The 17487-nt window shown below is 60.8% G+C and carries 20 protein-coding genes; 13 read left to right on the top strand and 7 right to left on the bottom strand.

Going from position 1 to position 17487, the window contains the following annotated elements; translation table 11 throughout:
* The first annotated feature begins 16 nt into the window (after positions 1-16).
* From H9Q16_RS10750 to H9Q16_RS10740, 3 genes are all read left to right on the top strand, one after another.
* On the top strand, positions 17-232 hold the full coding sequence (locus tag H9Q16_RS10750) for a putative signal transducing protein (RefSeq protein WP_191075435.1): 216 nt from the start codon (positions 17-19) through the stop codon (positions 230-232).
* Positions 229-981 (top strand): methyltransferase, encoded by a 753-nt coding sequence (locus tag H9Q16_RS10745; protein WP_191075434.1) that lies wholly within the window; start codon positions 229-231, stop codon positions 979-981. Before H9Q16_RS10750 ends, H9Q16_RS10745 begins: the two co-directional genes overlap by 4 nt.
* Before the next feature lie 99 nt (positions 982-1080).
* Positions 1081-1245, top strand: a complete 165-nt coding sequence (locus H9Q16_RS10740; protein ID WP_191075433.1) for a YdcH family protein — start codon at positions 1081-1083, stop codon at positions 1243-1245.
* Here H9Q16_RS10740 and yddG read toward each other — a convergent pair.
* The 5 genes from yddG to H9Q16_RS10715 all read right to left on the bottom strand — a co-directional run bounded on the left by yddG (position 1242) and on the right by H9Q16_RS10715 (position 6372).
* A complete protein-coding gene (yddG, locus tag H9Q16_RS10735; RefSeq protein WP_191075432.1) occupies positions 1242-2114 on the bottom strand; it encodes an aromatic amino acid exporter YddG in 873 nt (290 codons plus the stop codon). The two genes, H9Q16_RS10740 and yddG, sit on opposite strands and share 4 nt — an antisense overlap.
* A complete protein-coding gene (locus H9Q16_RS10730) occupies positions 2111-3049 on the bottom strand; it encodes a transcriptional regulator GcvA (protein WP_191075431.1) in 939 nt (312 codons plus the stop codon). The genes yddG and H9Q16_RS10730 overlap by 4 nt, the downstream gene beginning before the upstream one ends.
* Before the next feature lie 339 nt (positions 3050-3388).
* Complete coding sequence (gene phbB / locus H9Q16_RS10725) at positions 3389-4111, bottom strand: acetoacetyl-CoA reductase (RefSeq protein WP_191075430.1); 723 nt, start codon at positions 4109-4111, stop codon at positions 3389-3391.
* Between the two features lie 81 nt (positions 4112-4192).
* Positions 4193-5368 (bottom strand): acetyl-CoA C-acetyltransferase, encoded by a 1176-nt coding sequence (locus H9Q16_RS10720; protein ID WP_191075429.1) that lies wholly within the window; start codon positions 5366-5368, stop codon positions 4193-4195.
* Between the two features lie 161 nt (positions 5369-5529).
* Positions 5530-6372 (bottom strand): EAL domain-containing protein, encoded by an 843-nt coding sequence (locus H9Q16_RS10715; RefSeq protein WP_343067830.1) that lies wholly within the window; start codon positions 6370-6372, stop codon positions 5530-5532.
* A gap of 116 nt (positions 6373-6488) precedes the next feature.
* Here H9Q16_RS10715 and H9Q16_RS10710 point away from each other — a divergent pair, with 116 nt between their 5' ends.
* Positions 6489-7070, top strand: a complete 582-nt coding sequence (locus H9Q16_RS10710) for a DNA-3-methyladenine glycosylase I (protein ID WP_191075427.1) — start codon at positions 6489-6491, stop codon at positions 7068-7070.
* Positions 7071-7216: 146 nt separating this feature from the next.
* Positions 7217-7837, top strand: a complete 621-nt coding sequence (rpsD, locus tag H9Q16_RS10705; RefSeq protein ID WP_191075426.1) for a 30S ribosomal protein S4 — start codon at positions 7217-7219, stop codon at positions 7835-7837.
* Positions 7838-7891: 54 nt separating this feature from the next.
* On the opposite strand, the gene H9Q16_RS10700 is transcribed toward rpsD, so the two are convergent.
* On the bottom strand, positions 7892-8221 hold the full coding sequence (locus tag H9Q16_RS10700; RefSeq protein WP_191075425.1) for a hypothetical protein: 330 nt from the start codon (positions 8219-8221) through the stop codon (positions 7892-7894).
* 353 nt (positions 8222-8574) lie between these two features.
* On the opposite strand from H9Q16_RS10700, the gene H9Q16_RS10695 reads away from it, so the two are divergent.
* The 5 genes from H9Q16_RS10695 (at position 8575) to H9Q16_RS10675 (ending at position 12337) form a co-directional block, all read left to right on the top strand.
* The gene (locus H9Q16_RS10695; protein WP_191075424.1) at positions 8575-8796 is read left to right on the top strand and encodes a hypothetical protein; all 222 of its coding nucleotides are present in this window, start codon (positions 8575-8577) and stop codon (positions 8794-8796) included.
* Between the two features lie 250 nt (positions 8797-9046).
* Positions 9047-9460, top strand: coding sequence for an acyl-CoA thioesterase (locus tag H9Q16_RS10690; protein ID WP_216859401.1), 414 nt, complete (start codon positions 9047-9049; stop codon positions 9458-9460).
* A gap of 75 nt (positions 9461-9535) precedes the next feature.
* The gene (gene hisC / locus H9Q16_RS10685) at positions 9536-10633 is read left to right on the top strand and encodes a histidinol-phosphate transaminase (protein WP_191075423.1); all 1098 of its coding nucleotides are present in this window, start codon (positions 9536-9538) and stop codon (positions 10631-10633) included.
* On the top strand, positions 10626-11543 hold the full coding sequence (locus H9Q16_RS10680) for a prephenate/arogenate dehydrogenase family protein (RefSeq protein WP_191075422.1): 918 nt from the start codon (positions 10626-10628) through the stop codon (positions 11541-11543). The genes hisC and H9Q16_RS10680 overlap by 8 nt, the downstream gene beginning before the upstream one ends.
* 20 nt (positions 11544-11563) lie before the next feature.
* Complete coding sequence (locus H9Q16_RS10675; protein ID WP_343067829.1) at positions 11564-12337, top strand: extensin-like domain-containing protein; 774 nt, start codon at positions 11564-11566, stop codon at positions 12335-12337.
* Here H9Q16_RS10675 and H9Q16_RS10670 read toward each other — a convergent pair.
* Positions 12325-13320: a DUF2125 domain-containing protein gene (locus H9Q16_RS10670; protein WP_191075420.1), complete on the bottom strand. Its 996-nt coding sequence runs from the start codon at positions 13318-13320 to the stop codon at positions 12325-12327. The genes H9Q16_RS10675 and H9Q16_RS10670 overlap by 13 nt on opposite strands.
* A 63-nt stretch (positions 13321-13383) precedes the next feature.
* Here H9Q16_RS10670 and H9Q16_RS10665 point away from each other — a divergent pair, with 63 nt between their 5' ends.
* The 3 genes from H9Q16_RS10665 (at position 13384) to H9Q16_RS10655 (ending at position 17360) form a co-directional block, all read left to right on the top strand.
* Positions 13384-13914 carry a gamma-glutamylcyclotransferase gene (locus H9Q16_RS10665; RefSeq protein WP_191075419.1) on the top strand — a complete coding sequence of 177 codons (531 nt, stop codon included), beginning with the start codon at positions 13384-13386 and terminating at the stop codon, positions 13912-13914.
* Between the two features lie 72 nt (positions 13915-13986).
* Entirely contained in the window at positions 13987-15219 is a 1233-nt protein-coding gene (locus H9Q16_RS10660) for a biopolymer transporter ExbB (protein WP_191075418.1), read from the top strand.
* Between the two features lie 2 nt (positions 15220-15221).
* Positions 15222-17360, top strand: a complete 2139-nt coding sequence (locus H9Q16_RS10655; protein WP_191075417.1) for a peptidoglycan -binding protein — start codon at positions 15222-15224, stop codon at positions 17358-17360.
* The last annotated feature ends 127 nt before the right edge of the window (positions 17361-17487 follow it).

The following is a 17487-nucleotide window of genomic DNA, read 5'->3' as shown; positions in this document are numbered from 1 at the left end:
CCCCTACATCGTTGATATGCAGGAACTTTTGCGCAGCACCGACATCACCATCATCGCCTTTGCCACAGCGCTCCTTGAAGGCGAGGATATAGCCTGCTTCGAGCAGGACGTAAACATGAGCGTGCTGGAAGGCGGCATCGGGATTTTCCCCCGTCGGTTGATGGTGCGGCCGGATGATCATGCGGCTGCGGTGAAGGTATTGCTGGATAATGATATCCCGCTGGGCCTGTGATCAAAGACGCCCGGGACGATTTGACGCAAGACGCCTATTTGGGCGGCAAGGTTAAGCTATGGCAGCCGCGTAAAGGGTATCGGGCAGGGATCGATGCAGTTTTGCTTGCTGCCGCCGTTCCGGCATCAACCGGTCAATCTGTTCTTGATCTTGGCTGTGGCGCTGGGGCGGCGATGCTCTGCCTTGGCGCGCGTGTGCCCGGGTTGACCTTGACAGGGGTCGAACGGGACGCCGCGTATGCGTCGCTTGCGGCACGTAACGGACCGGCGCTGGAGGTGGTGGAGGCCGATATCAACGACTTGCCTCTGTCGATAAGGGAACGGCAGTTTGATCACCTGATGGCCAACCCGCCCTATTTCGATCGCGCAGCATCCCGCCCTTCGGCAGACAGCGCACGCGAGGCGGCGCATGGGGCGCAGACACCACTGGCCGACTGGGTTCGGATTGCAGGAAAGCGCCTAAAGCCCAACGGCTGTGCGACATTCATTCACCGGGCAGAGCGGTTGCCGGATCTCTTGCGTGCCATGCCGAAAGACTTGGGGTCGATCGCGGTTTTGCCCCTCGCGGCCCGTCACGGACGGGCGGCTGACAGGGTGATCCTGCGCGCTTTCAAGAACCGACGCGGACAATTCCGCCTGCTTGCACCACTTGTCATGCATGAAGGGGCGGCGCATCTTGATGACGCGGTGGATGACTATACCCCGATGGTGCGATCCGTGCTCCGCGATGCCGCCGCGCTTGAATTTTAGCAATTCAATCACATTTTAAGTGATATCGCTGCACGGCAGCGTGACTTGGGAACGCAAACGTGGTTCCCTTAGGACACCCATATCATCAAGGAGGATTACATGGCTTTGAACGCACATCTGGAGACTCTGAAGCGCAAGCACACCGAACTGAGCGACGCAGTCGAAATGGCGCAACGTTCCCCCGGCATTGATGATCTGGAAGTGGCGACCATGAAGAAAGAGAAGCTTCGCCTCAAAGAGGAGATTACGAGGCTGTCGAGTTAGACGGCAGACCCTTTAGCGGATGCGCGCGCGGCAAAGCCGGCGCCGCCCGTAATCAAAAGCGCCGCCCAGATCAGCGTACTGTTGGGGGCGGCCACCCCAAAAAGAACCAGAACCAGCGTTGAGAGCAGCGGGGCAGCGTACGAGCTTGTGCCCAGAAGCTGAATATCGCCTTGTTTGACCCCGATATCCCAAACATAGAAAGCCAGCCCAACTGGTCCAAGGCCGAGGCCCGCAATCGCGGCCCAACCCAATGCCGTGGTAGGGAGCACAGTTTCCTCGAACATCAAATGCAACGGAAGTGACAGGGCGGCGCTGGCAATGCAAAATACCGCCACCGTGGCCGTTGGTGCCGTACCAACAAGGCGCGACAGCACGGAATAACCCGACCAGGTCAGCGCGCAAAGGACGGCCAGCAGATAGCCCGGAAAATGCTGAGGTGACAGCCCCACGCCCCCACCGGTGATGATCAGCGCGGCGCCCGCAAATCCAAGGCACGCGCCTAACAGATGACCCCAGCGCAGCCGCTCGCCCGGCAAAAGACCTGAAAAGAGAACGATCAGTAACGGCCAGAGATAGGCAATGAGCCCCGCTTCGGCCGCGGGCGCGAGGCGCAGCGCTGAAAAGTAGAGCGCGTGATAGCCAAAAAGACCAAATGTGCCAAAGATATAGACCCGCAACGGCACCTGCCGCAAAGCTGCCAGCGATCCTGTGATCGCGATCCAGATCAATCCCAGTGTGCCACCAATTGCAAAGCAGAGGGCATTCAGCAACAGCGGCGGGGTTGGGCTGGATCCGACCGTAAAAAGCGCCAGCAATGCCCAAAGCAGGACTGCGACAAAACCAACGGCCGTCGCGCGGGATCGGGTCATGTCACGTCGGGCTCCAACATCTCGAAACTATTGGCTGTATCTGACAGTTTATCGATCTCCTGCAATATCCAATTCTTGAAGGCATCAATTTGTGGCCGGTCCTGCATCCCTTCGGGACAGATGAACCGGAAGCGCCCATTGACCGGCAGTGCGTGTGGAAAAGGGGCGACAAGGCGGCCTTCGGCAAGATCCTTGATCACCAGCGCGCGGCGTCCCAATGCGACGCCGACCCCGGCCAGGGCGGCATCAATGGCATGATCGGCCTGGCTGAAGCTGGGGCCGCTGCGGGGCGGCGCATCCATCCCCATGGCCGTAAACCACGCCCCCCAGTTCACGTCTGGCTTCAGAAAATCTATGGATTGGTCATGGATCAGGGGCGCTTGGGCAAGTGCCTGAAGGCCACCATAGGTCGCCGCCAGTTCGGGGACCATGACAGGGACCACCCATTCTTCGGCCAAGGGCAGGGAATAGAGCCCCTTGTCCGGGCCGGTTCCGAACCGGATCGCCACATCAATGTTATCACGGTTGAAATCCATGATCCGCAAGCTGGCCGAAAAGCGCAATTCGATTTCCGGATGCGCCTGCGCAAAGTCAAAAAGGCGCGGGGCCAGCCACTTGGCGGTAAACGCAGGGCCGGCTGTCACGGTCAACGTCTGGTGGTCCTGCGTGCGCAGCGCGGCCCGCCATCCGGCGCTCAGACGCTCAAAGGCGGCTTGAGTGTCGGGGGACAGAGCGCGGCCGGCGTCGGTGAGGGTTACAGCGCGGTTGAGGCGGTGAAAGAGCGGGGCGCCCAGGTGTTCTTCGAGGGACTTGATCTGAAAGCTGAGGGCGGCGGGGGTTACGTTCAATTCCGCTGCGGCTTGTGCAAAGGACATGTGCCGGGCGGCCGCGTCGAAGGCGCGCAGGGCGGTGAGGGGAGGCAATCGGTCTGACATATTCAGTTAAGTACAGCTTAACTGAAGGTTTGAAAAGTCTCGTTTGTCAACTGGCTATGCAAGGGTCATATTCAAATCAATCAAGTGATACTGAACAATCCCCGAAAGGACCCCGCCATGTTTGAAGCAAGCACAAACCCCGACACCCGCCGCGCCATGCAGGATGCCCATGAGGCCCGGAGCCGCGCGATGGCAAACGTTTGGGGCTGGCTTTTTGCACCGACGTCCCGCTGAACGATCGCGACGTTCTTACGAGACGCGAAAGGGCCGGATCCTGTGATCCGGCCCTTTTTGCGACGTCGGTATAACGTCGGTATTCTGTCGGTATCGCGCCGGTGTTCAGACGAAAAACTGCGCGCCGTTGGCCGAAATTGTTGAGCCATTGACAAAGCCCGCATCATCCGCCACCAGGAATTTCACGCAGCGCGCGATTTCCTCGGGCTCTCCGAGACGGCCCGCAGGGATCTGCGCAATGATGCTTTCGCGGACCTTTTCTGGCACTGCCATAACCATGTCCGTGCCGATGTAGCCGGGGCAGATTGCGTTGGCGGTAATGCCTGCGCGCGCGCCTTCCTGGGCCAGTGATTTCACGATGCCCAGATCGCCCGCTTTGGTCGCGGCATAGTTCACTTGTGCGAACTGACCTTTCTGGCCGTTGATCGAGGAGATCACGACGATACGGCCAAACTTGCGCTCGCGCATACCGGGCCAGATCGGGTGGACCGTATTGAAGACACCAGTGAGGTTGGTATCGATGACCTGATGCCATTGTTCGGGCGTCATCTTGTGGAAGGGCGCGTCACGGGTGATGCCTGCGTTCGCCACGATGACTTCGATCGGGCCGAGGTCGGCTTCGACCTGTGCAAGGCCCTCTTTGGAACTGTCGTAATCGGCGACGTTCCACTTATAGGTCTTGATGCCTGTCTCTTCGGTAAAGGCGGCGGCGGCTTCGTCGTTGCCCGCGTAGGTGGCGGCAACGGTATAGCCTGCGTCTTTGAGTTCTTTCGAGATGGCGGCGCCGATTCCGCGGCTGCCTCCGGTGACAAGGGCTACTCGGGACATGGGGTCCTCCAATTTGGTCAGGTAATGTTATTTCTTGGCGAGCGGTGGGCGCGCAAGATTATTGCGCGCCCGATGTGGCTTTTAGGGCCGTTCGAGGCACATGGCAACACCCATACCGCCGCCGATGCACAGGGTGGCGAGACCTTTTTTGGCGTCGCGGCGTTTCATTTCGAAGAGAAGCGTGTTGAGGATACGTGCCCCGGAGGCGCCGATGGGGTGGCCGATGGCGATGGCGCCGCCGTTCACGTTCACAATCGCCGGATCCCAGCCCATGTCCTTGTTCACAGCACAGGCTTGGGCTGCGAAAGCTTCGTTGGCTTCGACCAGGTCAAGGTCTTCGGCTTTCCAGCCTGCCTTTTCCAGCGCCTTGCGCGACGCATAGATCGGGCCGACGCCCATGATCGATGGATCAAGGCCTGCGGTGGCGTAGGAGGCGATGCGCGCCAGCGGCTCGATGCCGCGCTTTTCGGCCTCATCTATGCTCATCAACAAGGCACCTGCCGCGCCGTCATTGAGACCGGAGGCGTTGGCGGCGGTAACTGAGCCGTCCTTTGTAAAAGCGGGCCGCATCATTTGCATTGCTTCGATATTGGCGCCGTGGCGAATGTATTCATCGCTGTCGACGGTGATGTCGCCCTTGCGGTTGGGCACGGTGTAGGCGACGATTTCGTCGGCGAATTTGCCCGCTTTCTGGGCCGCTTCCGCCTTGTTTTGTGATCCAACGGCGAATTCGTCCTGCGCGTCGCGGCTGATCTGCCACTTCTCGGCGACGTTTTCAGCCGTCTGGCCCATATGATAGCCGTTGAAAGCATCCCAGAGGCCGTCCTTGATCATGGTGTCGATCAGTTTCATGTCGCCCATCTTTTGACCGGCGCGCATGGCCTGGGCATGGGGGGACATGGTCATGTTTTCCTGACCACCGGCGGCGACGATGTCGGCATCACCCAGCTGAATGTGCTGTGCGCCAAGGGCGACGGCGCGCAATCCGGAGCCGCAGACCTGATTGATCGACCAGGCAGCAGATTCCTGTGGAAGGCCGGCATTGATGTGGGCCTGACGGGCAGGGTTCTGGCCCTGAGCGGCGGTCAGCACCTGACCGAGAATCGTCTCGCTGACTTCGCTTGCGTCAACACCTGCACGGGCGACGATTTCTTTCAGCACGGCGGCACCCAGATCATGGGCGGGCGTGTTTGCGAAAGACCCACCAAAGCTGCCAACGGCAGTTCGGGCGGCGGATGCGATGACGACATTGGTCATGGATGGTTTCCTCTACCTAATTGGCAGGGAAACTTGTGTCGCGCACAGCACACGGCATGCTGCGACTCCCCCGCCTTCTGAGGCGGATATACTGCAATCGCTGCGCTGCGGCAACTGAGGGTTCTGTGACGGGGGCGAAAGGTGGCTTGGCCGGCAGTAAGCTATCCTGCTGCCTGGCGCCGGGCGCTGCGCAGCCACGCGGGCCGTGTTGTCGGCGCAGAGAAGTAGTATCCCTGCAGACAATCGACCCCCATATCGGCCAGAACGGCGGCATCCTGTGGGTTTTCCACCGATTCCGCCACCACCAGCATGTCGAAGTGTTTTGCGATCGACAGCATTGCGCCCATCAGCGCGCGGTTGTCCGCGTCCTGCGCGATGCCTCTGACAAATTGTCCGTCGATCTTGAGCAGGTCAAAGAAAAAATCCCTGAAGTACCGGATAGCCGTCTGCCCCGCGCCAAAGTCGTCCAGCGCAAAACAGACGCCGAATTCCTGCATTTCCGCCATGAAATCAGCGACAATTTCGGGCACCTGCATGGCCGAACTTTCAGTGATTTCCAAAATCAGCCGTTCCCCCAGGGTGGCATCGCGTTTCATGAACCGGCGCATCGTGTCATTCCACGCCCGATATCCGATGGAGCGGGCGGACATGTTGATCGACAGGCGCAGGTCGGGATTTTGCTGCAGCGTCATCAGCCCCATGCGCAGGGCCAGCACATCGATGTCGCGGCCCAGTTCATTGTCTTCGATCACCGGCATGAAATCTGCGGCCGGGATGATGCGGCCGGTTTCATCAAGCAGACGCATCAGCCCCTCGTGAAAGGCGACGCGATCGGGGTTTTGCGCCAGCATCACCGGCTGGTAGGCCAGCAGTGTCTGTTTGTGCCGCACCGCATCACGCACCATTTGCAGCACAGATCGGTCGCGCTGATTGACGGCGTGGTTGAGTGGGCTTTGCAAGGCCACGGGGGTATCGACAAATCTGCGTTTCAATTGGTTGGCCACGGCGATACACTCTTGTTTGCGTCCGGACCACATTGGCGCATAAGTCCATAATCAGGTGTTAATCGGCTGATTTATGGATAATTGGCGCGTTTTGTGCATGGGTTTTGGAGAACAAGATGGAGCGTTGTGGCTGGGCCGGGCCGGAACCGATTTACGTTACCTACCATGATACCGAGTGGGGCGTGCCCGAGTACGACAGCCGCGCGCTGTGGGAAAAGCTGATCCTGGATGGGTTTCAGGCGGGGTTGAGCTGGATCACGATTCTCAAAAAGAGGGAGAACTTTCGGGCGGCGTTCGAGGGGTTTGATCCGCATGTGGTTGCCGGATGGGGCGAGGCCGAGGTTTCGCGCCTGTTGCAAGACGAAGGCATTATTCGGCACCGGGGCAAGATCGATGCGACGATCACGAATGCGCGCGCATGGATCGATGTTGAAGAGCGTGGCGGGTTTGACCAATTCATGTGGCGCTACGTGGACGGGGTGCCCCTGCAAAATAGCTTTGAGACTCAAGCGGATGTGCCCCCAAAGACGGTGCTGTCAGAGCAGGTGTCAAAGGACCTCAAAAAGGCCGGTTTCAAGTTTTGCGGACCCACCATCGTCTATGCCTGGATGGAGGCCTGTGGGTTGGTCAACGATCACATCGTGACTTGCCATCGGCATGCGTTCTGTGCGGGCATGGGGCGGGGTGGCAAAGAATAGCGACATTGCGGGCGCCTGACCCCATTGACACGGGGCCGAACCCCCGTATAAGCGCGGCTTCATTGGTGTTGGTGGCCCCCGCAAGGGGATGCCTGTCGGGGGAAACCCAGAGGACAACGCCCTTTATAACTTAAAGGAGAACAGCCGTGACCAAACGCACCGCTGCCAAGCACAAACTCGACCGCCGGATGGGCGAGAACATCTGGGGCCGTCCGAAATCCCCCGTCAACCGCCGCGAATATGGCCCCGGCCAGCACGGCCAGCGTCGCAAGGGCAAGCTGTCCGATTTCGGCATCCAGCTACGCGCCAAGCAGAAGCTCAAGGGCTACTATGGCGATCTGACCGAAAAGCAGTTTCGCCGCATCTACGGTGAAGCCGAGCGTGTCAAAGGCGACACCGGTGAGAACCTGATTGGTCTGCTGGAACGGCGTCTGGACGCGGTTGTCTACCGCGCCAAGTTCGTGGCCACCGTTTTTGCCGCCCGCCAGTTCGTGAACCATGGCCATGTCCGGGTGAACGGCAAGAAAGTGAACATTCCCTCGTACCGCGTTAAAGAGGGTGATGTGATTGAGGTCCGTGACCGTTCCAAGCAGATGGCGGCACTGCTCGAGGCCACACAGCTGCCCGAGCGCGATGTGCCCGATTACATCGAGGCCGACCACTCCAAGATGACGGCGACATTCGTGCGTACGCCCGGCACCGGCGATGTGCCGTACCCGGTCATGATGGAGCCGAACCTCGTCGTGGAATTCTACGCGAAGAACTAAAGTTCGTCGCTACACCCGCTAAGAGGGCCGTGCCGTAAGGTGCGGCCCTTTGCGTTATTGGTCGGGGTGACGGTAACGGCTGCCACTGAAGAATATGTTCCCCGGACGTTTGATGCGCACACCGCTACGGTCGAGCCTGAAACCGCGTGCCTCTAACACCTGGCGCGTCATATGCCCGATCATCTGCTTTTTCTGATGATGGGCGACGCGGGAACCGAAGCGATCAAGCAGATCCGGCGACAGAGGTTCAATGGCGGGGCGGCCGAGATAAGTCGCCGTTTCCATGCGCAAGATGGTTTTTTCTTCTTGGAGGTAGGCCCAAAGTGAGGCGCCATCCAGGGCCCGAAAGGCACCTTCGAATTTGTCCGGTCGGTAGATCAGCATCCGGTGGGAGCCTTTCCGTACTGGGGTCGGCGTTTATGCGCGCGGCGCGCATCTTGATGACATGTCGTTATTGACATGTCGTCGTTGGTGATACCCCAGAGGAGTTAATGAACCGTTGAGATTTCCCTTTGTGGGATCATTTTCCATATGCGGGCCATGCCATGAGCGAAGAGGCTTGATTGGGTAGGGTGCAACCTGGGTTCGCCTGGCGACAAAACGCAGCGCCCGATCTGCGCGGGTCAGAGGGGCGCTCCCTTCTGGAAAGTTGAGCCGTCGGAACGTGTCATTTTTGATCAAAGGCAGAAGTTCCAGAGCACTGTCAAAGCCGCCTGTCAAAAAAGGGATCGGCCGTCGTGTCCCTGCGCGCTGCCGATACCAAAGACGACATGTCAAATACGACATGTCGTCTTTGGAACGACCTCGCCATTTGGAACGACCTCGCCATTTGGAACGACCTCGCCATTTGGAACGACCTCGCCATTTGGAACGACCTCGCCATTTGGAACGACCTCGCCATTTGGAAGGACCTTGCCATTTGGAAGGACTTCGCCCTTTTGAAGGACCTCGCCATTTAGAAGGACCTCGCCATTTGGAAGGCCCTCACCATTTGGAAGGACCTCAGCATTTGGAAGAACCTCACCAAATCTAAGGACCTCCCCTTCACAAGCGACTCACCCTTTGAATAAACCACGCCTTCTGGCATGCGCCGCCCCTTTCCGAGCGCCTTGGCTCTACGCCCAGCCCAGCCATCAGACAAACGGCTCTTGCATCTCAGCCCAGCAACAGTATCACGCTTCAACCCCGATCGCCCCAAGGAGCGCGCCAATGAAAATGCCATTCACCACCACCCGAATGCTGAATTTCGGCGATTGCGACATTTCCGGCACCGCTTACTTTCCCTCGTATCTCAACATCCTGAACGGTGTGAACGAAGAATTCTGGCTGCATCTTGGCTTTCCCTGGCACGAAATCATCTGGAAGGAACGCTGGGGCACGCCAACGGTGCATATCTCCTCGGATTTCTCCAGCCCGTCTTTCTTTGGGGAAGAGCTGACCTTCGCGGTCACGGTGCTCAAGGTGGGACGGTCCTCCATGACCATTCACCACGACATCAGCTGCAAAGGAGAAAAACGGTGGTCCAGCACGCAGGTGCTCGCGGCGTCGGATCTGGACAAGCACATTTCGATCCCTTGGCCTGAAAAAGTGAAAACCGCCTTGGAGGCCTGCCTGCCCGCGTAAGGCCACGTCAACGGCGGGCTGGCCTCCTTGCCTGCGCGCCGCTAGAAGGTGCGCAGCGATCAGAGGGATGCTGACATGAACAAGATCACGCCGCAGCCGGGCATCATGGATATTGCGCTTTATCAGGGCGGCAAATCTCATGTGGCGGGCCATGACAATGTGATCAAGCTCAGCTCGAACGAGAACCCGCTCGGGCCGTCCGAAAAAGCGATCAAGGCTTACCGCCACGCCGGGTTGAGCCTGCACCGCTATCCGTCCTCGGATCACACAGCCCTGCGTCAGGCCATTGCCGAGGTGCACAAGCTGGACGCGGACCGGATCATCATCGGATCCGGATCCGACGAGGTGATCAATTTCCTGTGTCAGGCCTACGCCGGGCCGGGCCGGGAGGTGGTGTTCACCGAACACGGGTTCGGCATGTACCGCATCAACGCCCTTGCCGCCGGGGCGACCCCAGTCGAAGTCAGGGAACGCGAGCGTGTGACAGATGTGGACGCCCTGCTGGCCGCCTGCACGGAAAATACCGCGCTGGTCTTCATGGCCAATCCCAACAACCCCACAGGCACAATGATATCCGCAGCCGAAGTGGCCAAGCTAGCGGATGGGCTGCCGCCGCAGGCCCTGTTGGTGCTGGATGGCGCCTACGCCGAATATGTCGACGGATTTGATGGAGGGGCCGCGCTGGTGGAAACACGGCAGAACGTCGTGATGACCCGCACCTTTTCCAAGATCTACGGGTTGGGGGGGCTGCGCGTCGGCTGGGGCTATGGCCCGAAGGACATCATTGATGTGCTTCAGCGCCTGCGCGGGCCTTTCAACGTGACCCAGGCCGCATTGGAAGCTGCCGAAGCGGCTGTGCGCGATCAGGCTTACGTGGATCATTGCCGGGCAGAAAATGCAAAGTGGCGGGTCTGGCTGTCTGATGCCCTGGCCGAGATTGGTGTGCCGTCGGATGTCTCTTGCGCGAATTTCGTCCTGGCCCGGTTTGCCGATGCGGGCGAAGCGCAGGCCTGCGATGCCTTTCTGCAATCGCATGGCCTGTTGGTGCGTCCGGTTGGCAGCTATAATTTGCCGCACTGCCTGCGGGTCACCGTGGGCGACGAAGCGTCGTGTCGCCGTGTCGTTCACGCCGTACGCCGGTTCAAGGCGGGGGAGGAACCCAGCAATGACTGAGCCTTATGGCCGTGTGGCCCTTATTGGGTTGGGATTGATCGCCTCGTCGATGTATTGGGCCCTGAAGCGCGCAGGCTTTGAGGGCGAGGTGACAGGCTTTGCCCGATCCTCCGAGACCCGGGATATCGCGCGTGAGATTGGTCTTTGTGACCGGGTCTGCGACACGCTGACAGACGCAGTGACGGACGCGGATCTGGTGGTGCTCTGCGTTCCGGTTGGTGTGATGGGAGCAGTCGCTGCGGAAATGGCGGACGCGCTCAAGCCCGGTGCCACGGTCACGGACGTGGGATCGGTCAAGAGCGAGGTCATCGCTGCCGTTGCGCCGCACTTGCCCGAAGGCGTACACTTTGTCCCCGGCCATCCGCTTGCCGGCACAGAGCATTCCGGCCCCCGTTCCGGATTTGCCGAACTCTTTGACAATCGCTGGACACTGTTGGTCCCGGTCGAGGGCACCGATCCAGACGCCATTGCCCGCCTGCGCAGCTTTTGGGAAAGTCTTGGCGCCAATGTCGAAGAGACGGGACCGGATCATCATGATCTGGTGCTGGCCGTGACCAGCCATGCACCGCACCTGATTGCCTACACGATGGTGGGCGTGGCCGATGATCTACGAAGGGTGACGGACGGCGAAGTGATCAAATATTCCGCCGCCGGTTTTCGCGATTTCACGCGCATCGCGGCCTCGGATCCGACCATGTGGCGCGATGTTTTTCTGAGCAACAAAGAGGCGACGCTGGAAATTCTGGGCCGCTTTACAGAAGAGCTTTTTGCCCTTCAGCGCGCGATCCGGCAGGGCGACGGCGATCATCTGCACGCTTACTTTACACGCACGCGAGCCATTCGGCGCGGGATTATCGAGGCGGGGCAGGATACGGATGCACCGAACTTTGGCCGGGGCGCAAAGAAGTGAGAGCAGCGGGGGCCCTTTTGGTGTTGCTGATTGCCGCTGGCAGTGCAGGCGCCCAAGGACCCCGAGACAGCCTGCGGCCGGTGCTGCGCGGTGGCGAAGCGGCCCTGCAGCCGGTTGACGTCGCGCCGTCGGGCGCCATCGCTCAGCCCGCGCGCGATACTGCGTCTGACCGTGCCCGGGATCGCGGTGGCTTGTTCAAATCCCTGCGTCCGCTTTTCAGGTCCCGAAAGGTCGAGAAAGAGGCCCGTGCGCAGCGGCGACTGCGCGAAAAAGGGGCAATTTGTGGTGATCTGGCCATTCAGGGAGAGGTCGTGGGCCGGGTGCCGGGGCGCATCAAGGGGTGTGGCATTGAAAATGCGGTAAGGGTCAAGTCGGTTGCGGGGATTCCGCTGAGCACGGGGGCGGTGATGGATTGTCGGACGGCCGGGGCGCTGAAATCCTGGATGGAGCGGTCAGCCAAACCGGCGATGTCGCGCAAGGGGGGTGGTCTGAAATCCGTCAAGGTCGCCGCGCATTACGCCTGCCGCACCCGCAACAACCGAAAAGGCGCCAAGATATCGGAGCATGGCAAGGGTCGTGCGATAGATATTTCCGGGTTCCGCCTGCAGAATGGGGCCGAAGTCAGCGTGCTGCAGGGCTGGAACAACCGCAGTTATTCCAAAGCTTTACGTAAGATGCACAAAGAGGCCTGCGGCCCTTTCGGGACTGTTTTGGGGCCAAATGCGGACAGATTTCATCGTGATCATTTTCACTTTGACACCGCGCGCTACCGCTCTGGCACCTATTGCAGATAGAATTCCGGAGCCGGGCCCAGATCAATCGGTCCAAGAGCCATGCGGCCTTGGGCGAAGGTCAGCGTGAGATCGAGGTCTTCGGGGTCTCCGGCGAGGTTGCCAAGCGCGCGGAACATCAGTTCTGATTGCCGCCGGACGGCAGCGGGCAGGACGCCCGAGCTTTCGGCCAGATCCAGCAGGCGGGGCCATTGAGAGAGCTGGATTTCGATTTCGCCGTCGGGTTGCCCGGTGTCGCTGAGCTGGATAATCCCCTGCGCGGTAAGCGCTACGGGGCCCCATGAAATGGCCATGTCGTGCAGTTCCACGACCCGGGCGCGCGGTGGCGTGCCTTCGGTGGCAAAACGGTCGAGCGGCTTGTCGAAGGTGACCGCGGCCTCGGCCAGCAGGCTTTCGAAGGTATCGGGCCAATCGTCGGGCAGAGCGATCAGGCTTCGCAGCAGCGGGCCGGGGGTCAGGTCTTCGGCACTGATCGCGATGTCGTAGCGCTGGGCGTCCTGCGCGTCTTGCACGGCGCTGATGTTGAGATCCTGTGCTTCGACCACAACGGCGTCGCCGATGCGCAGGAGCCAGTCTGCGCTGACGATACGGGCTTCCTGCAGGCTGAGGGTCGCGCCGGGCGTCACGCGTACCCCGGCCTGCGTATCCGCACCCTCAAACATCACATCGCTGGCGGGCGTTTCGAGCGTGATCGGGCTTTGCGGCAGATCGAGAGTCACGAACCCCGGCCAGTAAGTTGGCGCGCTGACACTGGCCTGATCGAGTGTCACGACAGTCGTTGTCGCCGGATCGGTCAGGCGCAGGTTCTGCAATCGGGTCTGGATCCGGAACGGAAAGCCGGACTGGCTGATTGTCGCACGCCAGCCGTCGCCCGCCTTGCTGGCAAACAGACGCTCTGCCCCTGTGCTTGCCCCGTAGCTGGCAAGGGCCCACCACGCGCACCACAGCACGACAAGGACAATGCACAATCGGATCAGCCAGCGCATAGATCGAAAACCCCTTTCCCTTGGGCGGTTGATGCGGTTTACCGGATCAAAAGGAGCAGCGCGATGACAATGTGGGTCTTTGGGTATGGCAGCCTGTTGTGGAACCCCGGCTTCGAGGTTTCAGAGGGTGTGATTGCGACACTGCCCGGCTATGCGCGGTCGTTTTGCATGCGGTCGATCCACCACCGGGGCACCGAGGATCATCCGGGGCTGGTTCTGGCGCTGGATGAACAACCCGAACAGGCCTGCGAAGGCATGGCGCTGCGGGTGGCACCGGGCAGCGAAGCCGCGACACTGGACTATCTTCGCGAACGTGAACTGATTTCGTCTGCCTACGTAGAAAAAGAGCTGACCGTACACCTGAGCGACGGGCGCGATGTGACAGCCGTGGTCTATGTGATCGACGAAGAGCACGTGCAGTATTGCGGGGGGCTGCCGCTGGAAGAACAGGCGCAGATCATTGCACGGGCGGTCGGCGGACGGGGGCCAAATACGGAATATCTTTACAACACGGCGAACCATCTCAGGGAGGTCGGTTTGCATGATCCAGCCCTTGAATGGTTACATGCGCGCGTGCAGGCGCTGGCGTCATAAAAACTTGGGCTTTGTGATCTTTTACGTATAAGCTGAATGCAGAGCAGGCATAAGGGTCAGGAGCAAGGCCGCATGGCGCAGCCAGACCAAAAATCACGGACACAATTCTCACAACCTGTGCGGCAGATTTCGCTGATGCTGATCGTGCTGGCGTTGACGGGTGCGGGCGCGTTTCTAGCACTGCCGTCGGTCTGGCCGATCTTTGCGCCGAACCCCTGGCTGAACGGCGTCATTCTGATGGTGTTTGTGATCGGTGTGGTCGCCTGTTTTTATCAAGTGGTGCAACTGGTCGGGTCGGTGCGCTGGATCGAAAACTTTGTGTCGGATACGCCAGACCCGGACACCACCGCGCCCACGATGCTGGCCCCGTTGGCGGCCTTGCTGCGTGCCCGTGGCGCGCGGATGCAGGTCAGTTCAAGTTCGACGCGGTCGATCCTTGATTCCGTTGGTACGCGAATAGACGAAGCGCGCGAGATCACGCGCTATATCGTCAACATGCTGATTTTCCTTGGCCTTTTGGGAACGTTTTACGGACTGGCCACGACTGTTCCGGCGGTGGTGGACACAATCCGCAGCCTTGCGCCTTCGGAAGGTGAGGGTGGCGTTGCGGTTTTCACCCGGTTGATGACGGGGCTTGAGGCGCAGCTGGGCGGAATGGGCGTTGCCTTTGGATCGTCGCTGCTCGGTCTTGCGGGATCGCTGGTTGTGGGTCTGCTGGAACTTTTTGCGGGCCATGGGCAGAACCGGTTTTATCAGGAATTGGAAGACTGGCTGAGTTCGATCACGCGGGTGGGCTTTTCGGCGGGCGATGATGCCACGGGCGAACAGCAGATCATGGCCTCTGTCGTCGATCACATGGCTGAGCAGATGGAGAGCCTGACACAGATGCTGACACAGTCGGATGTCAGCCGTGCAATTGTCGATGAAAAGCTGGGCAAGCTGGCCGATGCCGTGGATCGCATGACCACCCGGATGGAACTGCAATCGGACCCAGAAACGAACCGGGGCATGGCCGCCGCGCTGTCACAGATTGCCGAAGGGCAGGAACGTATGATCGGGGCGCTTGAAGCGCGCGTCGAAGGCGAGGGGATTGACGCAGAAAGCCGGATGCGGCTGCGATCGATCGATGTCCAGATGCTGCGCATCCTCGAAGAGATTTCCGCAGGCCGGCAGGAGACGATGGCGGAATTGCGCAATGACATTTCGCTTTTGGCCAAGGCCATGTCGGGCGCGCGTGAATCGCAGGGCCAGCCGCGTACATTCCGCGTAACGAGCCCTGACGCGCCGGATGACGGACTGTCCTGAACATGGCGCTGTCGCGACGCACAGGTTCACGGTTTCAAAGCTCCATCTGGCCTGGCTTCGTGGACGCAATGACCGGGCTGTTGCTGGTGCTGATGTTCGTGCTGACGATTTTCATGATCGTACAGTTTGTTTTGACCGAACGGATCACCGGACAGGAAACAGAGTTGGACACTCTGGCGGGCGAAGTTGCGGCATTGGCGCAGGCGCTGGGGCTGGAGGAACGCGACAATGCGCAGCTTGAACAGCGATTGGGCGCGCTGAATGCCTCGCTTTCCAATGCGCGGGATGAGGCAGCGCAGCAGGCGGCATTGATTGCTTCACTGACGTCAGAGCGCGATGCCCAGGCAGCAGCGCTGGATGCCGCTGCGGCGCGGATCACCGGGTTTGAGGCGCAGGTGGCGGGGCTGCTGGCGCAGCGCGATGATGCGCGGTTGCAGATTGAGGGGCTGGAGACCCGGCAGGCCGAGCTGTTGAGCGCGCAGGAAGCGCTTGATCTGGCGCTGGCGTCCGCGCGTGATGAGGTCGATGCACAGGAAGAAGCTGCGCGTCTGGCCGCAGCCCGCCGCGAGGCGCTGGATGCGCTGGTGGCAGACCTACGTGCGCGCAATGCAGAAACGGAGGCGCAGCTTGCGCAGACGGCCGAGGCGTTGAGCGCAGAAGAGACCGCGCGCCTGACCGAGGCTGCGGCGGCTGAAGCGTTACGCGCGCGACTTGAGGATGCCGATGCGGAACTGACGGCGATGACGCTGGCGCTGGAGCGGCAGCGGCAGGAGGCCGAGGATACGCTGACCTTGCTGGCGGCGGCGCGGGCGGCAGAGGATCAGTTGGATGCGCAGTTGGCGGCGGCCCTGCTGAGCTTGCAATCGGCAGAGCAACGCGCGCAGACGGGGGCAGTTGCGCAAGAGGATCTGAGTGACGCCCGGGCCGAGATCATCAGCCTGCAGGCGCGACTGGCCGAGGTGCAGACCAGCCTGACAGAAGATCGTGACACGCTGCGCGCGGATCTGGATGACGCGCGGCAGGAAATCGTCGGGCTGACCGCGCAACTGAACGCGGCCGCCGAGACCCAAGCCGTGCTGAGCGGGGATCGTGACCAAACCGCGCAGGCATTGGAAGAGGCACAGGGGCGGTTGGTGGCGTTGCAGGCGCAATTGGGGGCGGCGGAAGACGAACAGGCTGCGCTGGCCACGGACCGCGATTCCCTGGCGGCGGCTCTGGTACAGGCGCGGCGCGACATTGCAGCACTTGAGGCGCAGTTGGAGGCGGCTGATATCACGCTGACCACGGACCGCGAGGCGTTGCGCGAACAGTTGCGGCTGGCTCTGGCGGCCAAGCTGGCCGCGCAAACGCTGGCGGAGGATCAGACGACCGAAGCCGAGAAGCGCGCGGCCCTGCTGGCCTCAGCGCAGGAAGCGCTGGCGGGGGAAAAGGCGATCAGCGCCGAGGCGCAGCGCCAGACGGAGCTGTTGAACCAACAGGTGGCCGCGTTGCGCACACAGTTGGGTGAACTGCAGTCGCTGCTGGATGACGCCGCGGCGCGGGATGCGGCCAAGGATGTGCAGTTGCAATCGCTGGGATCCGAGCTGAACACTGCCCTGGCGCGGGTGGCCGCCGAACAGAGCCGCCGCGCAGAGCTGGAGGCGGCAGAGCGCAAGCGGCTGGAAGAACAGGCCAAGGATCTGGAGCAGTACCGGTCCGAGTTCTTTGGCCGGTTGCGCGATGTGTTGGGAAATCAGGACGGCGTGCGGATCGAAGGCGACCGTTTTGTGTTTTCCTCTGAGGTGCTGTTTCCCCCCGGCGGTGCGGTCCTGTCAGAGGATGGTGAGGCGGAAATTGCCAAGGTCGCGCGTATTCTGAGTGCCGTGGCCGACGATATTCCGCCTGAGATCAACTGGGTCATTCGCGTGGACGGGCATACGGATAACGTGCCGCTTTCGGGCCTTGGCGAATTTGTCGACAACTGGGAATTGAGCCAGGCGCGGGCGCTGTCGGTGGTGAAATACATGATCGGCGCGCTGGGCATTCCGCCGGACCGGCTGGCCGCGAACGGCTTTGGGCAGTATCAGCCCGTGGCTTTGGGCGACAGCGACGAGGCGCGCGCGCAAAACCGGCGGATTGAACTGAAATTTACCGAGAAGTGATCTGGCGGACACGCCTGCGGCGTGACTGCTTTTTCTGGCCTGCAAGGCGGATGTGAGCCCTTCATGTCAAGCGTGTGTGCGGGTGGCAGGTTTCTGATCCTGTGCTGAGAGGTGCTTGAGGGATCAT

This window comes from Sulfitobacter aestuariivivens (assembly GCF_014763045.1).
Taxonomy (GTDB): Bacteria; Pseudomonadota; Alphaproteobacteria; order Rhodobacterales; family Rhodobacteraceae; genus Sulfitobacter; species Sulfitobacter aestuariivivens.
The sequence above is the reverse complement of the archived record's forward strand: the minus strand, read 5'-3'. Positions and strand labels throughout refer to the sequence as shown.